This is a genomic window from Halosimplex halobium, assembly GCF_051414055.1.
Classification (GTDB): Archaea; Halobacteriota; Halobacteria; order Halobacteriales; family Haloarculaceae; genus Halosimplex; species Halosimplex halobium.
In genome coordinates this window covers 258,951-275,008 of sequence record NZ_JBLKNX010000001.1, presented here as the reverse complement: position 1 = coordinate 275,008, position 16,058 = coordinate 258,951, and the positions used below count along the sequence as shown (strand labels likewise).

Annotated in this window: 13 protein-coding genes; 8 read left to right on the top strand and 5 right to left on the bottom strand. The window is 72.0% G+C overall.

Translation table 11 applies throughout. The annotated features are described in order from the left end of the window. Nucleotides 1-24: 24 nt before the first annotated feature. From ACMGFG_RS01380 to yciH, 5 genes are all read left to right on the top strand, one after another. On the top strand, nt 25-423 hold the full coding sequence (locus ACMGFG_RS01380; protein ID WP_436928561.1) for a DUF7573 domain-containing protein: 399 nt from the start codon (nt 25-27) through the stop codon (nt 421-423). Nucleotides 424-670: 247 nt separating this feature from the next. After that, the gene (locus ACMGFG_RS01375) at nt 671-1,639 is read left to right on the top strand and encodes an AAA family ATPase (protein ID WP_436928560.1); all 969 of its coding nucleotides are present in this window, start codon (nt 671-673) and stop codon (nt 1,637-1,639) included. Beyond that, nucleotides 1,639-2,658 (top strand): DUF58 domain-containing protein, encoded by a 1,020-nt coding sequence (locus tag ACMGFG_RS01370; protein WP_436928559.1) that lies wholly within the window; start codon nt 1,639-1,641, stop codon nt 2,656-2,658. Before ACMGFG_RS01375 ends, ACMGFG_RS01370 begins: the two co-directional genes overlap by 1 nt. Next, nucleotides 2,655-4,919 carry a transglutaminase TgpA family protein gene (locus ACMGFG_RS01365; protein WP_436928558.1) on the top strand — a complete coding sequence of 755 codons (2,265 nt, stop codon included), beginning with the start codon at nt 2,655-2,657 and terminating at the stop codon, nt 4,917-4,919. Before ACMGFG_RS01370 ends, ACMGFG_RS01365 begins: the two co-directional genes overlap by 4 nt. A gap of 224 nt (nt 4,920-5,143) precedes the next feature. Continuing rightward, nucleotides 5,144-5,437 (top strand): stress response translation initiation inhibitor YciH, encoded by a 294-nt coding sequence (gene yciH / locus ACMGFG_RS01360; protein WP_135365294.1) that lies wholly within the window; start codon nt 5,144-5,146, stop codon nt 5,435-5,437. Between the two features lie 652 nt (nt 5,438-6,089). Here yciH and ACMGFG_RS01355 read toward each other — a convergent pair. Next, entirely contained in the window at nt 6,090-6,944 is an 855-nt protein-coding gene (locus ACMGFG_RS01355; RefSeq protein ID WP_436928557.1) for an alpha/beta fold hydrolase, read from the bottom strand. A 556-nt stretch (nt 6,945-7,500) separates the two neighbouring features. Between ACMGFG_RS01355 and serS the strand changes: the two genes are divergently transcribed. Continuing rightward, on the top strand, nt 7,501-8,883 hold the full coding sequence (gene serS, locus ACMGFG_RS01350; protein WP_436928556.1) for a serine--tRNA ligase: 1,383 nt from the start codon (nt 7,501-7,503) through the stop codon (nt 8,881-8,883). 181 nt (nt 8,884-9,064) lie between these two features. On the opposite strand, the gene ACMGFG_RS01345 is transcribed toward serS, so the two are convergent. After that, nucleotides 9,065-9,445 carry a nuclear transport factor 2 family protein gene (locus ACMGFG_RS01345; protein WP_436928555.1) on the bottom strand — a complete coding sequence of 127 codons (381 nt, stop codon included), beginning with the start codon at nt 9,443-9,445 and terminating at the stop codon, nt 9,065-9,067. Nucleotides 9,446-9,491: 46 nt separating this feature from the next. Next, a complete protein-coding gene (locus ACMGFG_RS01340; protein WP_436928554.1) occupies nt 9,492-11,000 on the bottom strand; it encodes a redoxin domain-containing protein in 1,509 nt (502 codons plus the stop codon). Between the two features lie 126 nt (nt 11,001-11,126). Here ACMGFG_RS01340 and ACMGFG_RS01335 point away from each other — a divergent pair, with 126 nt between their 5' ends. Continuing rightward, nucleotides 11,127-11,645: a DUF367 family protein gene (locus ACMGFG_RS01335; RefSeq protein ID WP_436928553.1), complete on the top strand. Its 519-nt coding sequence runs from the start codon at nt 11,127-11,129 to the stop codon at nt 11,643-11,645. Nucleotides 11,646-11,729: 84 nt separating this feature from the next. Here the strand turns inward: ACMGFG_RS01335 and ACMGFG_RS01330 are convergent, their stop codons facing one another. Both ACMGFG_RS01330 and ACMGFG_RS01325 read right to left on the bottom strand, forming a co-directional pair. Further along, nucleotides 11,730-12,668: a DUF4870 domain-containing protein gene (locus tag ACMGFG_RS01330; protein ID WP_436928552.1), complete on the bottom strand. Its 939-nt coding sequence runs from the start codon at nt 12,666-12,668 to the stop codon at nt 11,730-11,732. A 175-nt stretch (nt 12,669-12,843) separates the two neighbouring features. Then, nucleotides 12,844-14,772 (bottom strand): glycoside hydrolase family 9 protein, encoded by a 1,929-nt coding sequence (locus tag ACMGFG_RS01325; protein WP_436928551.1) that lies wholly within the window; start codon nt 14,770-14,772, stop codon nt 12,844-12,846. A 206-nt stretch (nt 14,773-14,978) separates the two neighbouring features. Between ACMGFG_RS01325 and ACMGFG_RS01320 the strand changes: the two genes are divergently transcribed. Next, nucleotides 14,979-16,046 carry a TrmB family transcriptional regulator gene (locus ACMGFG_RS01320; RefSeq protein WP_436928550.1) on the top strand — a complete coding sequence of 356 codons (1,068 nt, stop codon included), beginning with the start codon at nt 14,979-14,981 and terminating at the stop codon, nt 16,044-16,046. Nucleotides 16,047-16,058 lie beyond the last annotated feature (12 nt).

Sequence of the window (16,058 nt, the reverse complement as noted above, 5' to 3'; positions counted from 1 at the left end):
AGGGGCGAGCGACCACCACGACGCATGGGAGACCGGTCGCTCGACGACTTTCTGGACGGGGAGAGCGAGTCCGACGGTGGCGACTCGGACGGCGCCGCCGAGACGGGCGGCTCCGGCGAGTCGAACGACGCGACCGAATCGAGCGATTCGGACGGGGAGATGACCCCGGAGGGAGATATCGACGCCGACGACAGCGGCGTGAGCGACGCCGAAACGGCCGCGACCGCCGAAGCCGGCGAGGCCGACGAGGACGGCGGTGAGACAGAGGACGGCGTCCGCGTCGACCCGTCGACGGTCGAGCCGGCCGAGTCGACCTACGCCTGGAGCGGCGACTGCGGGACCTGCGCGGCCTGCGGCGAGACGGTCGAGCGGCGCTGGCGGAGCGACGCCGGCCTGGTCTGTCCGGACTGCAAGGAGTGGTAGCGTCGGGGTCCGGCGCGATGCAACCGTACCCGGGCCGGGTTCGGGGGTGGCGACTACCGGGATGCCGCGAGCGTGCCCGTGTACGGGGTGTGCACAGCCAGCAAAGTTACCTATCTCCGGCCATAAGGCACGATACTGAACGCCCTGTGGGGGTTCGTCCCACGCCGTCCGTGGGGGAGCGTCCCACGCCACCGGTCGCCGCCGGCGCCGCCGACCGCGCCGCGGCGGGTCGGAGCCGTAGCCACCAATGACAGACACAGACACCCCAGTCTCCGGTCGCCAGGAGAGCACGGTCGAAGACGTAGACGACGCCCAGACGGTCGCCTCGCGGGTCGTCGACAACGTCGAACAGGTGATCGTCGGCCACCACAACGAGGTCGAGCACATCCTCACCGCCCTGCTCGGGCGCGGGCACATCCTGCTGGAGGACGTGCCCGGCGTCGGCAAGACGATGCTCGCCCGCGCGGTCTCCCGGTCGTTCGACGGATCCTTCAAGCGGGTCCAGTTCACGCCCGACCTGCTGCCGTCGGACGTGACCGGCGTCAACGTCTACAACCAGGAGACCGAGACCTTCGAGTTCCGCCCCGGGCCCGTCTTCGCCAACGTCGTCCTCGGCGACGAGATCAACCGCGCGCCGCCGAAGACCCAGTCGGCGCTGCTCGAAGCGATGGAGGAGGACCAGGTGACTGTCGACGGGGAGACCCACAGCCTGCCCCACCCGTTCACCGTCATCGCGACCCAGAACACCGTCGAGCGCGACCGCACCTACGAGCTGCCGATGGCCGAGCTCGACCGGTTCATGAAGAAGCTCCAGCTGGGCTACCCAGGCCGCGACGAAGAGACGGAGATGCTCGACCGGATGGTCGGCCACCACCCCATCGAGGAGCTGGGGTCGGTGGCGACGCTGGACGACCTGCGTCGGGCCCGCGAGACGGCCGCGGACGTGACCGTCGAGGAGAGCGTCCGCGCGTACGTGACGCGGCTGTCGCAGTTCACCCGCCGCCACGCCGAACTCGGCGTCAGCCCCCGCGGCGGGCTCGCCGTCCTGCGGGCCGCGCAGGGCCGGGCGATCCTGGAGGGCCGGGACTACGTCATCCCCGACGACGTGCAGACGGAGGCCGAGGTCGTCTTCCCGCACCGCATCCGGACGAGTACCGACGAGACGACGCCGCGGGCCGTCGTCGAGAACGCGCTCGAATCAGTCCGCGTCGAGTGATGCAGCTGACACGCAGGGGCTACGGCGTCCTGGGGGTGGTCGTCCTCGCGGAGGTGCTGGCGCTCACCTACGGCGCCCGCGCGCTCAACGCCGTCGCCGCGCCGGCCGTCCTCGCGCTGGTGGCCTCGACGGTCCAGCTGTGGCGCACGCCGGCGCCGACGGTCGAACGCGACCACGTCCCCGCCGCCTTCCCGGGCGACACCCGCGAGGTGAGCGTCGCGGTCGACGGCGGCGGCGTCGCCGAGATCGAGGAGACGATCCCCGAGGGGCTGGCCGCGGAGGGCGCCAGCGCCGAGGCGTCGCTACCGACGACGCTTACCTACACGCTGACCTGTGTCGAACGGGGCCGCCACAGGCTCGGCCCGCTGGAGATCCGCGTCCGCGACATGCTGGGGCTGGTCCAGCGGACCACCCAGTCGGGGGCGGCGACGCGCGTGCTCGTCTACCCGCCCGTCTACCAGGTCGCCGGGCGGGAGGTCATCCTGCAACACGTCCTCGAACGTTCGGAGATCGAGCGCCAGGAGTTCGACTCCGTCCGCGAGTACGCGCCGGGCGACCCGCTGCGGGACATCAACTGGAAGTCGACCGCCAAGTCCCCCGACGAGATCTACGTGACGCAGTTCGCCGACAACCGCGTCGAGGACGACGACATCACGGTCGCGGCGACGGGGGCGGCGGGGTCGATCGACGGGATGGCGGCGGCGGCCGCCAGCGTGGCCGTCATGGCGCTGGACGCGGGGCTGGCCGTCGAGCTGCGGCTGCCCGACGCCCACGTCCGGCTGGGTCGCGGCGAGGGCCACCGCCAGCGGCTGCTGGCCGCGCTCGCGGAGACGGACACCGACTTCACCTCGCCGTTCAAGTCGTACGCGCTGGACGACGACGTCCTCGCCGACGCCGACGTGGTGGTCCGGGCCACCGGCGACGGCGTCTCGATCACCTTCGGCGCCGACGAGCGCGACTTCGAGGAGATTACGGTCAGCCGCGAGAACCCGCTGACCACGCGGGGGGTCGAGTCGTGAGCGTCGGGACGCGCGCGGCCGACGCCGCGTTCGACCTCGACGAGGTCGACCCCGTCAGGGCCGTCGCGCTCGGCGGGGTGGGGTTGCTGGTCGCGGCCTACGGCTCCGTCTTCTATCGGTTCATCGACGTGACGGGCGACCCGACGGGCTTTCTCGTCCTGTCGGCGCTGGCGCTGGGGGCGGCGACGGCGCTGTCGCGGTCGCTGCGGCTGCGCTGGGCGGCCGTCGTCGCCGTCGGCCTGCTGGCCGGCGGGCTGACGCTGTACATCTTCAGCCTGCCGCGCCAGCCGCCGCTGGTCCCGCTGGTCACCGACGCCATCGCGCTGATGACCGGGCGGTCGCTGCTGCAGGTGACCAACGTCGACCTGTGGGTGCTCGGCGTCTCGCCCGGCCCCCTGTTCCTGACGTGGTATCTCGCCATGCGGCGCCGCTACGTCGGGAGCGTCGTCGCCGGCGGGGCGACGCTGGGCTTCCTCGTACTGACCGGCGACGCCGCGAACGTGACGACGCTGCTGGGCGTCGTCGGCGCGATCGCGGCCGTCGCGGTCGGCGACATGGACCGCCGGGGCGACTCCCTGAAGGCGGCGGAGCCGCTGGCGGTCCTGCTGGCGGCGCTGATCGTCCTCTCGGCGGTCGCGCCGGTCGTCCCGGCCGGTCCCTCGCGGACCGCCGACACGTGGTCGAGCTTCCAGACCGGCGGGCCCGGCGCCGGCGGCACCGTCGAGGCGAACCTCGTCCGGGCCGACAGCCAGCTGGGGGTCGCCGGCAACCTCTCGCTGTCGCCGGCGGTGCGGTTCCGCGTCGAGAGCGACGCCGAGTCCTACTGGCGGATCGGCAGCTACGACCGATACACCGGCGACGGCTGGGTCCGCACCGGGAGCAGCCACTCCTACAGCGGCCGCCTGCGCGGGCCGGCCGGCCAGAGCCGGACGGTCCGCCAGACGGTCACCGCCATCGACGAGATCGGGGTCCTGCCGGCGGCCTGGAAGCCCGTGGAGGTCGACGGGAGCGTCGCCGAGCGGACGCGCGTGACCGACCTCGACGGGCTGGCGCTGGACGGCACGCTGGCGAGCGGCGAGCGCTACAGCGTCACCAGCCGCGTCCCCGTCGCGAGCGCCCGCGACCTGCGGTCGGCCGGGACGGACTACCCCTCGGCGGTCGCCGAGCGGTACACGCGGCTGCCGTCGAGCACGCCCGACCGCGTCGGCGAGCGCACCGCCCGGATCACCGCCCGCGCGGACAACCCCTACGCGACCGCCCGCGTCGTCGAGCGGTGGCTGGAGAACAACAAGAACTACTCGCTGGACGTGCAGCGGCCCCGCGGCAACGTCGCCGACGAGTTCCTCTTCGAGATGGACGCCGGCTACTGCACGTACTTCGCGACGACGATGGTGACGATGCTGCGGAGCCAGGACATCCCGGCGCGGATGGCCGTCGGCTACACGCCCGGCGAGCGCGTCGCCGAGGACGAGTGGGTCGTCCGCGGCTACAACGCCCACGCGTGGGTCGAGGTGTTCTTCCCCGACGTGGGCTGGGTGCGCTTCGACCCGACGCCGGCCGGCCCCCGGCTGAGCGCCGAACAGGGCGAACTCGCGGAGGCCCGCGCGAACAACCGCACAGACGTGGACACGAACGAGACCGGGGACGGCGAGTGGACGCCGACGCCGACGGCGACGCCCGCGCCGCTGACCCCACGCGCCGAGCAACCCGCCCAGGAGGCCCCCGGCGAGGTCACCGTCCCCGACCGGATCACCCGCCCGGGCGGCGGTCCCTCCGAGGACGTGAACGTCTCGGGCCCGACCATCACGTCCCCGCCGACCAACCCGCCCGGCGGCGAGGCCGGCGACGGCGGAGGCGACGACGAGGGGGCGACCGGACCGTTCGGCGGTCGGCCGCCCACCCGCGCGGAGGCGGCGCTGTCGGTCATCGTTCTGGTCGGCGCGGTCGTCGCGCTCCGGCGGACGGGCGTCACCGGCCGGGTCTACCGGGCGGTGTGGCTGCGCTACCAGCCGACGAGCGACCCCGAGACCGACGCCGAACGGGCCTTCGAGCGCCTGGAGTACGTCCTCGCCGAGCGCCACCGCCCGCGCCGCCCGGAGGAGACGCCCCGGCAGTACCTCGCCGCCATCGGCGCCGACGAGCGCGCCGCGCAGGTCGCGGCGGTCCGTGAACGCGCGAAGTACGCCGGCCGGGTCACCCGCGAGGAGGCCGACCGGGCGGTCGACATCGTCGACGAGATGGTCGGCTGGCGCGGTGCCTGAACGTCCGGCGCGGCGCCCGGGTTCCGGCGGGGGTTTCCGCGACGACACGGCACCCGCCGGACCGGCCGCCGGGACGGCGCCCGTGGGAAGTCCCGACAGTGTTTAATAGGTCGATTTCGTAGGCGGATGCGTAATGTCGGAAGTCTGCTCGCTGAACAAGGCGAGTACGCCGCACGACCTCAGTCACAGCCCGTCAACCACCGAAGCCGAGCGCACGGGTCAGCATGTCTGAGGTCTGCTCCACGTGTGGGCTGCCCCAGGAGCTCTGCGTCTGCGAGGACGTCGCCAAGGACTCCCAGGAGATCAGCGTCCGCATCGACGAGCGCCGATACGGGAAGGAGGTAACGATCATCGAGGGATTCGACCCGAAGGACGTCGACATGGACAGCCTCTCGTCGGACCTCAAGTCGAAGTTCGCCTGCGGGGGGACCGTCGAGGACGGCGCCATCGAACTCCAGGGCAACCACACTGGACGCGTCGAGGACTTCCTTCGAGACAAGGGCTTCAACGTCGCCTGACCACCCTCGCGGCCCCGTGAGCACCACGGGTAGCCGGTTTTGGCCCCTCCGAATCCACTGTTTCCGCCGCCGAGCCGCGGGACCGTCGGCCAGCGTAGTCGACGATGAGAGTCTTCGGCCCATAGCAGTATCGGTGACTGCAGGGGACAGCAGGCGGTGAAAGCCCTCGGCACGCTCGCTAGCAGTGACCGCAACCGCAGGAAACGGAAAGCGCTGAAAGCCCTCGGCACGCTCGTTCTGAATCGACTCGATAACACTCGACAGCAGGCGGTGAAAGCCCTCGGCACGCTCGCGGTCGCTGAGCGACATACCCTCGCGGCCGGAGGCCGCTTCGGGTAGGGGTCGCTCAGGCGACTGAACTGCACGCGAGCGCGCCTCGCCCTTTCAGTCCACCGGGAGAGCAAGCTCTCCCGAGCCCGCGCTCACACGTTCGCGCGGACACCAGGGACCGCGACCGCACAGCACCGCAGACAGCCACGAACCACCCCAGCCGATTCGCTCGTTCGTTCCACTCACTCTCTCAGCCTTCGCGCGGCTACGGTCGCGCGCATGAACGCGCGCTCCAGCGCGCGCCGACCGCACTGCAACCGCTCACCGCAACTGCAACAGCGCTCGCCGGTCCTGAACGCCACTCCGCGAGGCAGTTCGTCGGTCAGCACGCGGCGGCCGCGTCGAGGAGGGCGCCGCGGTTGTCGACGTACGTCGAGTAGTGGGCCCCGTCGCCGAGGTAGAGGTCGGCCTCGGGGAGCAGGTCGCCGAACGCCCGCGCCAGGTCCGGACCGACGGTCGCGTCCGCGCGACCGTGCCAGAGGTCGACCGGGACCCGACACTCCCGGACGTCGAACCCCCAGTCGTTGCCGACGAGCGGCAGGTCGTGGGCCGGGCCGCGGGCGCCGTTGCGGAACGCCTCGACGCCGTCGGCGAACAGCGTCTCGCCCGCCGGACTGTCGAACACCGCCCGGTCCTCGGGCGGCGAGCCGGCCTTCAGCGCGGTGCGGAACTGCGACCGGGCGTTCTCCGCCAGCCACGCCGAGGAGGCGAACGCCGCCTGGGAGAACCCCGGCACGAACCGCGTCGCCGACAGCACCGCCTCGTTGAACGGGTCCGCGCGGTCCCGCGTCTCGGGTGGCGTGACAGTGCTCACCAGCGAGACACCGCGGACCCGGTCGGGCACGGCGTGGGCGCAGGCCATCGCGTGGGGCCCGCCGCCGGAGAAGCCGACGGCGCCGAAGCGGTCGACGCCCAGCGAGTCGGCCAGCGCGCACACGTCGGTCGGCCAGTCGAGCAGCCGCCGGTTGCGCTGGAACGCCGAGGCGCCGAACCCCGGGCGGTCGGGGGCGACCAGTCGGATATTCCGTTCGCGAGCGGCCTCGTCGCACAGCGACCACATCAGCCGCGACCCGATGACGCCGTGGAAGGCGAACACGGGCGTCCCCTCGGGGTCGCCGTACTCTGCGTAGGCGAGCGTGCGGCCGTCCGGCAACTCGATCGTCGACGGCTCGGTCATGTGTTCGTAGGTACGGGTCTGTACACAAACGGGTATCGCTCCGAGGTGTACCGGTTCCTCATGCGATCCCTCCGATCGCGACTGCCCCGACCGCGAACTCCACGACCGCGAACTCCACGACCGCGAACTCCACGACCGCGAACTCCACGACGACCGCGAACAGCGTGAAAGCCCCCACTCGCTCCGGTCGAGGGCCTCGCTGCGCTCCTCGCCTCGTTCCACTCGGCTGCGGTGCTTACGTCGTCCGTCTTCCCGGAGCGAGCGGCCCCTTTCATTCCCGCCCGTGTCGGCTGATCGGCCAGTCTGTGCGGGCGGGAATGAAAGGGGCGACGCGTTCGACGACGGCCGACGACGCAAGCACTGCAGCGAACGCAGTGAGCGAAGCGCGCAGCGAGGCGCCCGAGTCGAACGCGTCGGGGCTTTCACGCTGTTCTGCGGTCCAGTTCGCGCTGCGGTCGCGGTAGCGTTCACCGTGCCGACTCCCCGCTCTCCCGCGGTCGTCACGGATTCACATCGGACCGACACGCCTACTTCCCTCCATCGAGAACCGGCGACCATGTTAAGCAGGCAGTTCGTCCGGGAGAACCCCGAGGCGGTCCGGGACGCCATCGAGCGCAAGGGCGTCACGGGCGTCGACCTGGACGAGATCCTCGAGATCGACGAGGAGTGGCGCGAACTGAAGGCCCGCGGCGACAGCCTCCGCCACGAGCGCAACGAGGTCTCCAGCAAAATTGGCGAACTCAAACAGGAAGGAAAAGACGAGGAGGCCCAGGAGGCCATCGAGCGCTCCCAGGAACTCAAAGACGAACTCCAGGAGGTCGAGGACCGCGCGGACGAACTGGAGGCCGAACTCGAAGAACGGCTCCTCGAAATCCCGAACGTGCCCCACGAGTCGGTGCCGACCGGCGAGGACGAGAGCGACAACGTCGAGCGCTACCGCGAGGGGTTCGACGACCTGCGGGTCGACCCCGACGAGGTGACCCCCCACTACGACCTGGGCGAGGAACTCGACATCCTCGACTTCGAACGCGGCGCGAAGGTGTCGGGCGGCGGCTTCCAGTTCGTCAAGGGCGACGGCGCGCGCCTGGAGCGGGCGCTGGTCGACTTCTTCCTCGATGTCCACCGCGAGCAGGACTACGTCGAGGTGATGCCCCCCATACCTGTGAACTCCGCGTCGATGCGCGGGACCGGTCAGCTCCCCAAGTTCGCCGAGGACGCCTACCGCGTCGAGGCCCGCCAGGACGACGACTACGACGACGACGACCTGTGGCTGCTCCCCACCGCGGAGGTACCGGTCACCAACATGTACCGCGACGAGATCCTGCTGGACGACGACCTCCCGCTGAAACACCAGGCGTTCTCCCCGAACTTCCGGCGGGAGGCCGGCGAGCACGGCACCGAGACGCGCGGCTACGTCCGCGTCCACCAGTTCAACAAGGTCGAACTGGTCAACTTCGTCCGCCCGGAGAACAGCTACGACCGGCTGGAGGGCCTGCTGAGCGAGGCCGAGGCGGTGCTCCAGCGGCTCGGCCTGCCATACCGCGTGCTCGACATGTGCACCGGCGACATGGGGTTCACCCAGGCCAAGAAGTACGACATCGAGGTGTGGGCGCCGGCCGACGACATGGACGAGGGCCCGGACGCGGGCGGCCGCTGGCTGGAAGTGTCGTCCGTCTCGAACTTCGAGGACTTCCAGGCGCGCCGCGCCGGCCTGCGCTACCGCCCCGAGCGCCACGAGTCGGCCGAGTACCTCCACACGCTCAACGGCAGCGGCGTGGCAGTCCCGCGCGTGATGGTCGCCATCCTGGAGTACTACCAGAACGACGACGGCACCGTCACCGTCCCGGAGGCGCTGCGCCCCTACATGGACGGCCAGGAAGTCATCGACGGCCGCGAGCCGGTCGGCGAGAGCGCCGTCGGCGCCGGCGAGAAGGAGTGACGCGCACGGGAGCGCGTCGGGCTCGCCGGCGATACCCAGCGGTCGGCGCCGGCGAGAAGGAGTGACGCAGAGAGCGCGTCGGGCTCGCCGGCGATACCCAGCGGTCGGCGCCGGCGAGAAGGAGTGACGCAGAGAGCGAGTCGATGTCTGCGCCCCGGAGCGCTCCGCGCGACAACCGCGCTCAGTCGGTGTAGGTCTCGATCCGCTCGATCCGGCCCTCGACCAGTGAGAACACGTCGACGAAGCCGGTGATCGCCGACCCGTCGGCGGCGAGCAGGCGACCCCGGACGGCGACGCGCTCGCGGTCGGTCCCGGCGGTGCCGTCGGCGTCCCGGTCGCCCGTACCGCTGCCGGCCTCGAACACCGCGTCGACGCGGTGGCCGGTGTCTTTCTGCGGGCGGTCCTCGCGCATGAACCGGACGAAGCGGTCGCGACCCTCGATAGTCCTGTCCGGCCGGTCGTGGACGAACCCCTCGGCCAGCAGGGCCGCGAGTGCGTCGTAGTCCCCCTCGTCGAGCGCGCGGTAGTAGGAACGGGCGCGCTCGGCGGCACGGTCGGTCATACCGACGGTTGGCGGGGCCGCGACAAGAGGACGGCGGTCCCGGGCGTCAGCGCCCGGGGATGTCCCAGTCCGCGCGCTCGTCCTCCTCGTCCTCGTCGTCTTCTCCCTCGGTCGGGTCGGCCAGGTCGAGTTCCTCCATGGACGCTTCCCCGGTCTCGTTCGGCTCCCCGTCGTCTGCCTCCTCGTCACCCGATTCGGCCCTCGAATCGGGTTCGGCCGGCGTCTCCCGGTCGCCGGTCGACCCCCCGCGGGAGACCGGGTCCGCGTCGGGGTCGCCCGCCCCCGTCGATCCGCCGCTCGCCGTGTCCGACTCGCTGTCCGCCGCGTTCGACTCGCCACTCTCGGTGTCATCGGCCTGCTCGGCCGCCTCCACCGCGTCGAGGTCCATCTCCAGGTCCCCCTCGACGGTGTCGCCCTCGACGTTCGACTGCTCGGAGTCGTCCTCGTCGTCAGCTTCGGCCGCGTCGACGGCGTCTAAGTCCATCTCCAGGTCGCCCTCGACGGTGTCCGGTTCGTCGCTCCGCTCGTAGTCGTCGGCGTCGCCGGCCACCGCGGCGTCGAGGTCGGCGTCGTCGACGCCGAGTCCGGTGTCGGCGCCGCCGTCGCCGTCGTCGGCCCGCCAGTCGTACCCCTCGTCCGCCTCGGGGTCGACGACGACCGAGTCGCCCAGTTCCACGCCGTCGGCGGCCAGCCGGAAGGCGTCGCGGTCGGGCGGCTCCGGGAGGTCCGTCGCGGCGTCGAGCAGCCGCTGGGCGTCCTCGCGGTACTGCGCGCCCTGCTTGCCGCGACCGCTCGCGAGCGCGTCGGCGGAGTCGGCCAGCCAGCTGGCCGCGTGGGCCAGCGTGTCGGCCTTCTCCTCCCCCCGGTCGACGACCGTCTCGAAGTCCGCCGTCTCGGCGAACCGCACCGCCGTGTCGAAGTGGTCGGCCGCCGCGGTGAAGGCCGGCTCGGCGTCCTCGAACCCGCTCCGGGCGTCCATCCACTCGCGGTCCTCGTAGTCGGCCATCGCCGCCCGGAACGCCGCCCGGCCCTCGGCGTAGTGGTCGTGGCCGACCCGGTAGCGCTCCAGGGCGGTGTCGTCGCCGCCGATGTCGCCGACGGCTTCCTTGACCGGCGCCACGTCCAGCGACGCCGCCAGGTCGTCGGCCGCCTGCGCGTACTGGACGGTCCCGCGGTGGTCGACGACGAAGACGGCCCGCCGAACGAGGCGCTCGCCGACCCCGTTCTCGGTCGCTACGCCGTAGGCCTCTGCGGCCCGCCCCTCGCGGTCGCTCAACAGCGGGACGTGCAGCCCGTACCGGTCGGCGAACGCCTCGTGGCTGTAGGTGCTGTCCGGCGACACGCCGAAGACGGACACGTCCTTCTGCATCGTGAACAGGTCGAGGTCGCCCAGGTCCGACTCCTGCATCGTACAGGCGGGGTTGAAATCCGCCGGGTAGAAGGCGAGGACGACGATCCCCTCCCCGAGGTAGTCGTCGAGGTCCACCCGCCGCCGCTCGCCGTCGACGTACGCCGGCAGCTCGACCGCCGGCGCCGCCGCACCCTCCGAGAGCATTGGTACACACACTGAATTTATCGTATTTAGACCTTCCCAGCGTTTTCACGAGTTGTATACGCCGGATCGGGTCCCGAAGGGATCCGACCCGAGCGGCTTTTGCCACCCCGGCGAGTACTGGAGGCCGTGGAGTTACACGTCCGCTACGAGGGCGACGACGACCCCGAGAAGTGCTCGGCCCGCCGGCTCGCGAAGTTCGACGAGGCCGAGCTCCACCGCTCGACGCGGGCGACGCCGCCGGGGATCGTCCTCAACCCCTTCGCCGACCGGGCGCTCTCGCCGGCCGACCGCGAGGGGACGGGCAGTCGGCGGGACCGCCTCGTCGCGCTCGACTGCTCGTGGGAGACCGCCGAGCGCGAGGCGTTCGACCTCGAGGGGGTCCACCGCTCGCTGCCCTTCCTCGTCGCGGGCAACCCCGTCAACTACGGGACTGCCTTCCGGCTGAACACCGTCGAGGCGTTCGCCGGCGCGCTCTGCATCCTCGGCGAGCGCGAGCAGGCCGAACGGATCCTCGACCGGTTCTCCTGGGGCCACACGTTCCTCGAACTCAACGAGGAGCCGCTCCGGCGCTACGCCGACTGCGCGGACTCGACCGAGGTGTTGGCCGTGCAGGACGACTACCTCGCCGACGAGAGCGAGGCGTAGACCCGGTCGGAGCGACCGCTGGAGGTCGTTCGACGGCAGAACCGCGCCCCCGGTAGCCCGGGGACGGTGGCCGGTCAGGGGCCGCTAGTTCGAGGCGGCGAACGGGCCGATCACGGGCAGCGCGTAGCGCTCACCCTGGTAGGCCTTGACGACCAGCAGCAGCCAGACGGCGAACGCGCCGAGCCCGACGACGGCGTTCAGCGGCAGCGCCAGCAGTGCGAAGATGTCGCCGACGTACGGGATCGCCGTGAGGATCCCCATGACGATGCCGACGACGACCCAGGCGGCGATGGCGACCGCGCCGAAGCCGATGCTCTGGATCGAGTGGAAGCGCACGAAGTCGTCGTCGTCGCCCTCGATCAGCAGCATGACGATGCCCGTCAGCGGCGCGAACAGGTAGGCGATCGCCGCCGCGACGTTCGGCTCCAGGTCCGTCCCGCCCGCGGCCGGGCCGGTCATCTCGTCGCTCGGCTGTGTGCCCGTGGACCCGCCAGCGGACCGCCCGCCGGTCTGTCCGCCGGCCTGTCCGCCAGCCTGACCACTGGCCTGTCCGCCGGCCTGACCACTGGCCTGTCCGCCAGCCTGACCACTGGCCTGTCCGCCGGCCTGTCCGCTGGCCTGCCCGCCCGACTGGGCATTCGTCCTTCCCGCGGGCTGGCCGCCGCTCTGACCACCGGACGGCTGTCCGCCGGACGATCCCCCGCCCGCGGACTGGCCGCCAGCCGACTGCCCGCCGGTCGACTGCCCGCCGGCGGACTGGCCGCCGGCCGACTGACCACTCGTGGACTGGCCGTCAGCCGACTCGCCGTCGGGGGATGTCCCGTTCGCGGACTGTCCGCCAGCCGGCTGCCCGCCGGTCGACTGGCCGCCCGCGGACTGTCCGCTGGTCGATTGCCCGTCGGTCGACTGCCCACCGGTCGACTGCCCACCGGTCGACTGGCCGCTCGTGGATTGCCCGTCGACCGACGCTCCCTCGGACTGCCCGTTCTCGTCGGTTGCGTCGGCGGACTCGTCGTCCGTCATCGCTCCACCTCCGCGGCGTGCGGAACCCGTCGATACCCCGTCTCCCTCGGTCGGTGCTTCCCAACCATGTCAGCACGGGCGAATGCACCGCTTGTAATACTTTTCACTGGTGGATGATATTTCTGAAACTCTCGCGCGGGACCGGTCAGTGGCGTGATCGCCAGCGTCGGCGGCGTTACTCGACGCCGACGGCCGACGCGGGGGTGAACTGCGCCAGCGCGACGACCAGCGGCGCGGCGTAGTCGATGGCCGGCTCGTTCGAGGCGTAGGAGGCCGTCTCGTCGAGGTAGCACTTCGCCGGCGGCGGGTCCTCGGTCGCGATCAGCTCGTCGAGTGCCGGGTCGCCGCCCTCGGCGTTGGGGCCGCCGACGAGGTTCCCGGGGACGTTGACCCCGGTACTCTCGACGGTCCGGCTGTGGGGGTTCTCCGGGGCCGCCTCGCCCGACCCCGTGACGTACGAGCGGGCCGTCGGCGTCCGCCCGAGGACGTAGTGGACCTGGTCGAGCGCGGCGTCGACGTAGGCCTCTCGCGCCTCGACCTCGTTCGCCAGCAGGAGTTTCACGCCCTGCGCGACCGCCAGCTTCGCCGACGCCCAGTAGTACTGGTCGGTCGACAGCGCGACGCGGTACCCCTCCGAGCGGACGCGCTCGACCAGCCGGTCGGCGTCGGCGACGAGCCGGTCGCCGACCGCCGCCCGCCGCCCGGGGTCGGCCGCCTCGGCCGTGTAGTACGCCCAGTGACCCAGCAGGAGCGTGTTCGCCCACGAGACCGCCGGCGGCGTCGCCTCGAACTGCGGGGCGAGTTCGCTCTCCAGGTACTCCGTGAAGCGCGCGTCGCCGGTGGTCTTCAGTAGCTCCGCCGCCGCCCAGAACCGCTCGGTCCGGTCGGTCTCCTTGGCGTAGCCGCCGGATCCGGCGTTCTGCCCGTCGTCGCGCCGGAAGACCGGGTCCGGGTTCGCCTCCAGGAACGCGAAGGCGTCGCGGGCGCTGGCGAGCATCCGGTCGGCGAAGTCGGCGTCGAACTCGCGGTAGGCGCGCGCGGCCATCGCCATCGCACCGGCGACCATCCCCGTCCCGTACGTCGAGAGGCCGAACACGTACCGCGGCTGGGTGTCCTCGCTCGGGCGGGTGTCCATCGCCGGCCAGCTCCGCCCGGCGACCTTGTGGTAGACTGCGCCGTCCGGCCGCTGCATCCGTTCGAGCCACTCCAGCTCGAACTTCGCCTCCGCGAGCAGGTCCGGTAGCCCGGCCTCGCGCTCGGCCGTCGAGACGCCCGCCGGCAGCGACAGCTGCCCCGACTCGAAGGTGTCGGGGTCGCGCTCGTAGGCCAGCAGCAACTGCGCGACCGTGACCGCGCCCGGCGTCACGTACTTGCCGTAGTCGCCGGCGTCGTACCAGCCGCCGTGCACGTCGACCCGCTCGCCCTCGTCGCGGAACTCGCCGTCGAAGTACAGCCGGGCCTCCCGGTCCTGGGGGTGGCCGGGACCGTACGCCAGGTCGGTCACTGGGTCCTCGATCCGGGTGTTCGCCCGCCGGAGCGTGTAGCGGCGGCAGATCTCCGCGAGGGTCCGCCCGTAGATCCCCGCGCCGACCTCGAACTCGCGGGACTGGGCCGCTCCGTCGCCGGCCGCGAGTCGGTAAGTCCCCGGCTCGCGAACGTCGAAGGTCGCGTGGCGCACCGTGTCGCCCGAGGCGTCGTCGTCGGTCGGCGCCGAGAGGTCGCCGCTCGTCACCGTCTCGCCGCTCGCGGCGTCGACGACCTCGAACGTCGCCTCGTCGGCGCGCACGACGGCTTCCTTCGGGTCGTCGGGCCGGTAGCCGACCTGGTCGACGAGGACGGCCTGCCCCGGTTCCGCCGCGTCGCCGTCGCTCGCGGACGCGTCCGTCTCCGCGTCGTCGGTCGCTGTCTCGCCGTCGCCCTCGCTGTCAGGGGACGCCGTCGGCGTGTCACCGCGCGCACTTGCGTCGCCGTCGCTCGACCCTTCGTCGTCCGGCGTCGCGGTCGACCCGCTCCCGCCGGGACAGCCCGCGACCGCCGCCGCGCCCGCCACGCCCGCGGCGAGCAACGCTCGCCTCGATGTCCACCGTTCGCCGTCGTCCACCATAGCGAACGGTGTTACCGGAGCACCGACTAATAATTTGCCCACAGGAGCGTCGAGAAATTTACAGCGCGTTGTTGTGTAGCGTCGTCGTCACAGTCCGACGGACGCGCGGTGGGGCGGATGCGAGTTCGCGGTCCGTCGCGGGGTCGCGGAGGACGACCCTGGGCGGCCAGGGTAACGCTTTACTCCGGCCGGGAGCAGGGTTCGGCATGGAGACGGATCGACTCCGCGAGGCGCTGGAGCGCGCGGGGCTGACGGAGTACCAGGCGGCCGTCTATCTGGGGCTGCTCGACCAGGGGACGGCGCCGGTCGTCGACGTGGCCGAGCGGGCCGGCGTGCCCACCTCGCAGGTGTACGACGTGGTGCGCACGCTGGAGGACCGCGGGTTCGTCGAGACCGTCGAGGGCGACCGCCTGCACGCCCGCGCGGACGAGCCCGGCGACGTGCTCGACGAGCTGCGTTCGACGGGGGAGCTGCTGGCCGACGCCGCCGACGAGATCGAGGACCGCTGGGAGCGGCCGGACCCGAGCGAACACCGGGTCAGCGTCGTCAAGCGCCGGCGGACGGTCGTCGAGAACGCCCGCGCCGCCGTCGAGGACGCCGAGGTGTCCGTCGAGTTCGGCGGGACGGCCGCGCAGTTCGCCGACCTCCGGCCCGCCCTGGAGGCCGCCGCCGAGCGCGGCGTCGTCGTCCACGCCTCCGTCAACGGGTCCGTCGCCGACACCGACGTGTCCGCCGAGCGCCTCGCCGACAGCCCCATCACCGAGGTGCGCCACTCCCACTCGCCCGGCTCCTTCCTCACGGTCGTCGACCGCCGGCAGGGCTTTCTCTCGCCGAACGTCCACACCGACGAGGAGTACGGCGTCCAGGTCGGCGACGACCTGCTGACGTTCCTGTTCCACTGGGCGTTTCTCACCTGCGGGTGGGTCCCCGCCGAGCGGCTGCACGTCGCCGACGGCGACGAGAGCGCCTACATCAGCATCGAGGAGTTCGTCCGCCACGCCGCCGTCTGCTGGCACGAAGGGGCGACGGTCACCGCCCGCGTCCGCGGCCGCGACACCGACACCGGCGACCCCGTCGCGGTGCGCGGCGACCTGGTGGACGTGCGTCTCGGCCCCGACGACGAGGCCGTCGCCGACCCCACCTACGACCGCCTCGGCGGGACTGTCGCTATCGTCCTCGACACCGACGAGGGCGAGGTCGAGGTCGGCGGCTGGGGCGCCGTCGCCGAGGACGTGGAGGCCGAGGTCGTCCGCGTCGAGGGCATCTCGGAGTGACGCCCCACAGCG

What these genes read in the sequence shown, in the direction of transcription:
- ACMGFG_RS01380 (WP_436928561.1), top strand. Translation starts at nt 25, where the DNA reads ATGGGAGACCGGTCGCTCGACGACTTTCTGGACGGGGAGAGCGAGTCC.
- ACMGFG_RS01375 (WP_436928560.1), top strand. Translation starts at nt 671, where the DNA reads ATGACAGACACAGACACCCCAGTCTCCGGTCGCCAGGAGAGCACGGTC.
- ACMGFG_RS01370 (WP_436928559.1), top strand. Translation starts at nt 1,639, where the DNA reads ATGCAGCTGACACGCAGGGGCTACGGCGTCCTGGGGGTGGTCGTCCTC.
- yciH (WP_135365294.1), top strand. Translation starts at nt 5,144, where the DNA reads ATGTCTGAGGTCTGCTCCACGTGTGGGCTGCCCCAGGAGCTCTGCGTC.
- ACMGFG_RS01355 (WP_436928557.1), bottom strand. Translation starts at nt 6,944, where the DNA reads ATGACCGAGCCGTCGACGATCGAGTTGCCGGACGGCCGCACGCTCGCC.
- serS (WP_436928556.1), top strand. Translation starts at nt 7,501, where the DNA reads ATGTTAAGCAGGCAGTTCGTCCGGGAGAACCCCGAGGCGGTCCGGGAC.
- ACMGFG_RS01345 (WP_436928555.1), bottom strand. Translation starts at nt 9,445, where the DNA reads ATGACCGACCGTGCCGCCGAGCGCGCCCGTTCCTACTACCGCGCGCTC.
- ACMGFG_RS01340 (WP_436928554.1), bottom strand. Translation starts at nt 11,000, where the DNA reads ATGCTCTCGGAGGGTGCGGCGGCGCCGGCGGTCGAGCTGCCGGCGTAC.
- ACMGFG_RS01330 (WP_436928552.1), bottom strand. Translation starts at nt 12,668, where the DNA reads ATGACGGACGACGAGTCCGCCGACGCAACCGACGAGAACGGGCAGTCC.
- ACMGFG_RS01325 (WP_436928551.1), bottom strand. Translation starts at nt 14,772, where the DNA reads ATGGTGGACGACGGCGAACGGTGGACATCGAGGCGAGCGTTGCTCGCC.
- ACMGFG_RS01320 (WP_436928550.1), top strand. Translation starts at nt 14,979, where the DNA reads ATGGAGACGGATCGACTCCGCGAGGCGCTGGAGCGCGCGGGGCTGACG.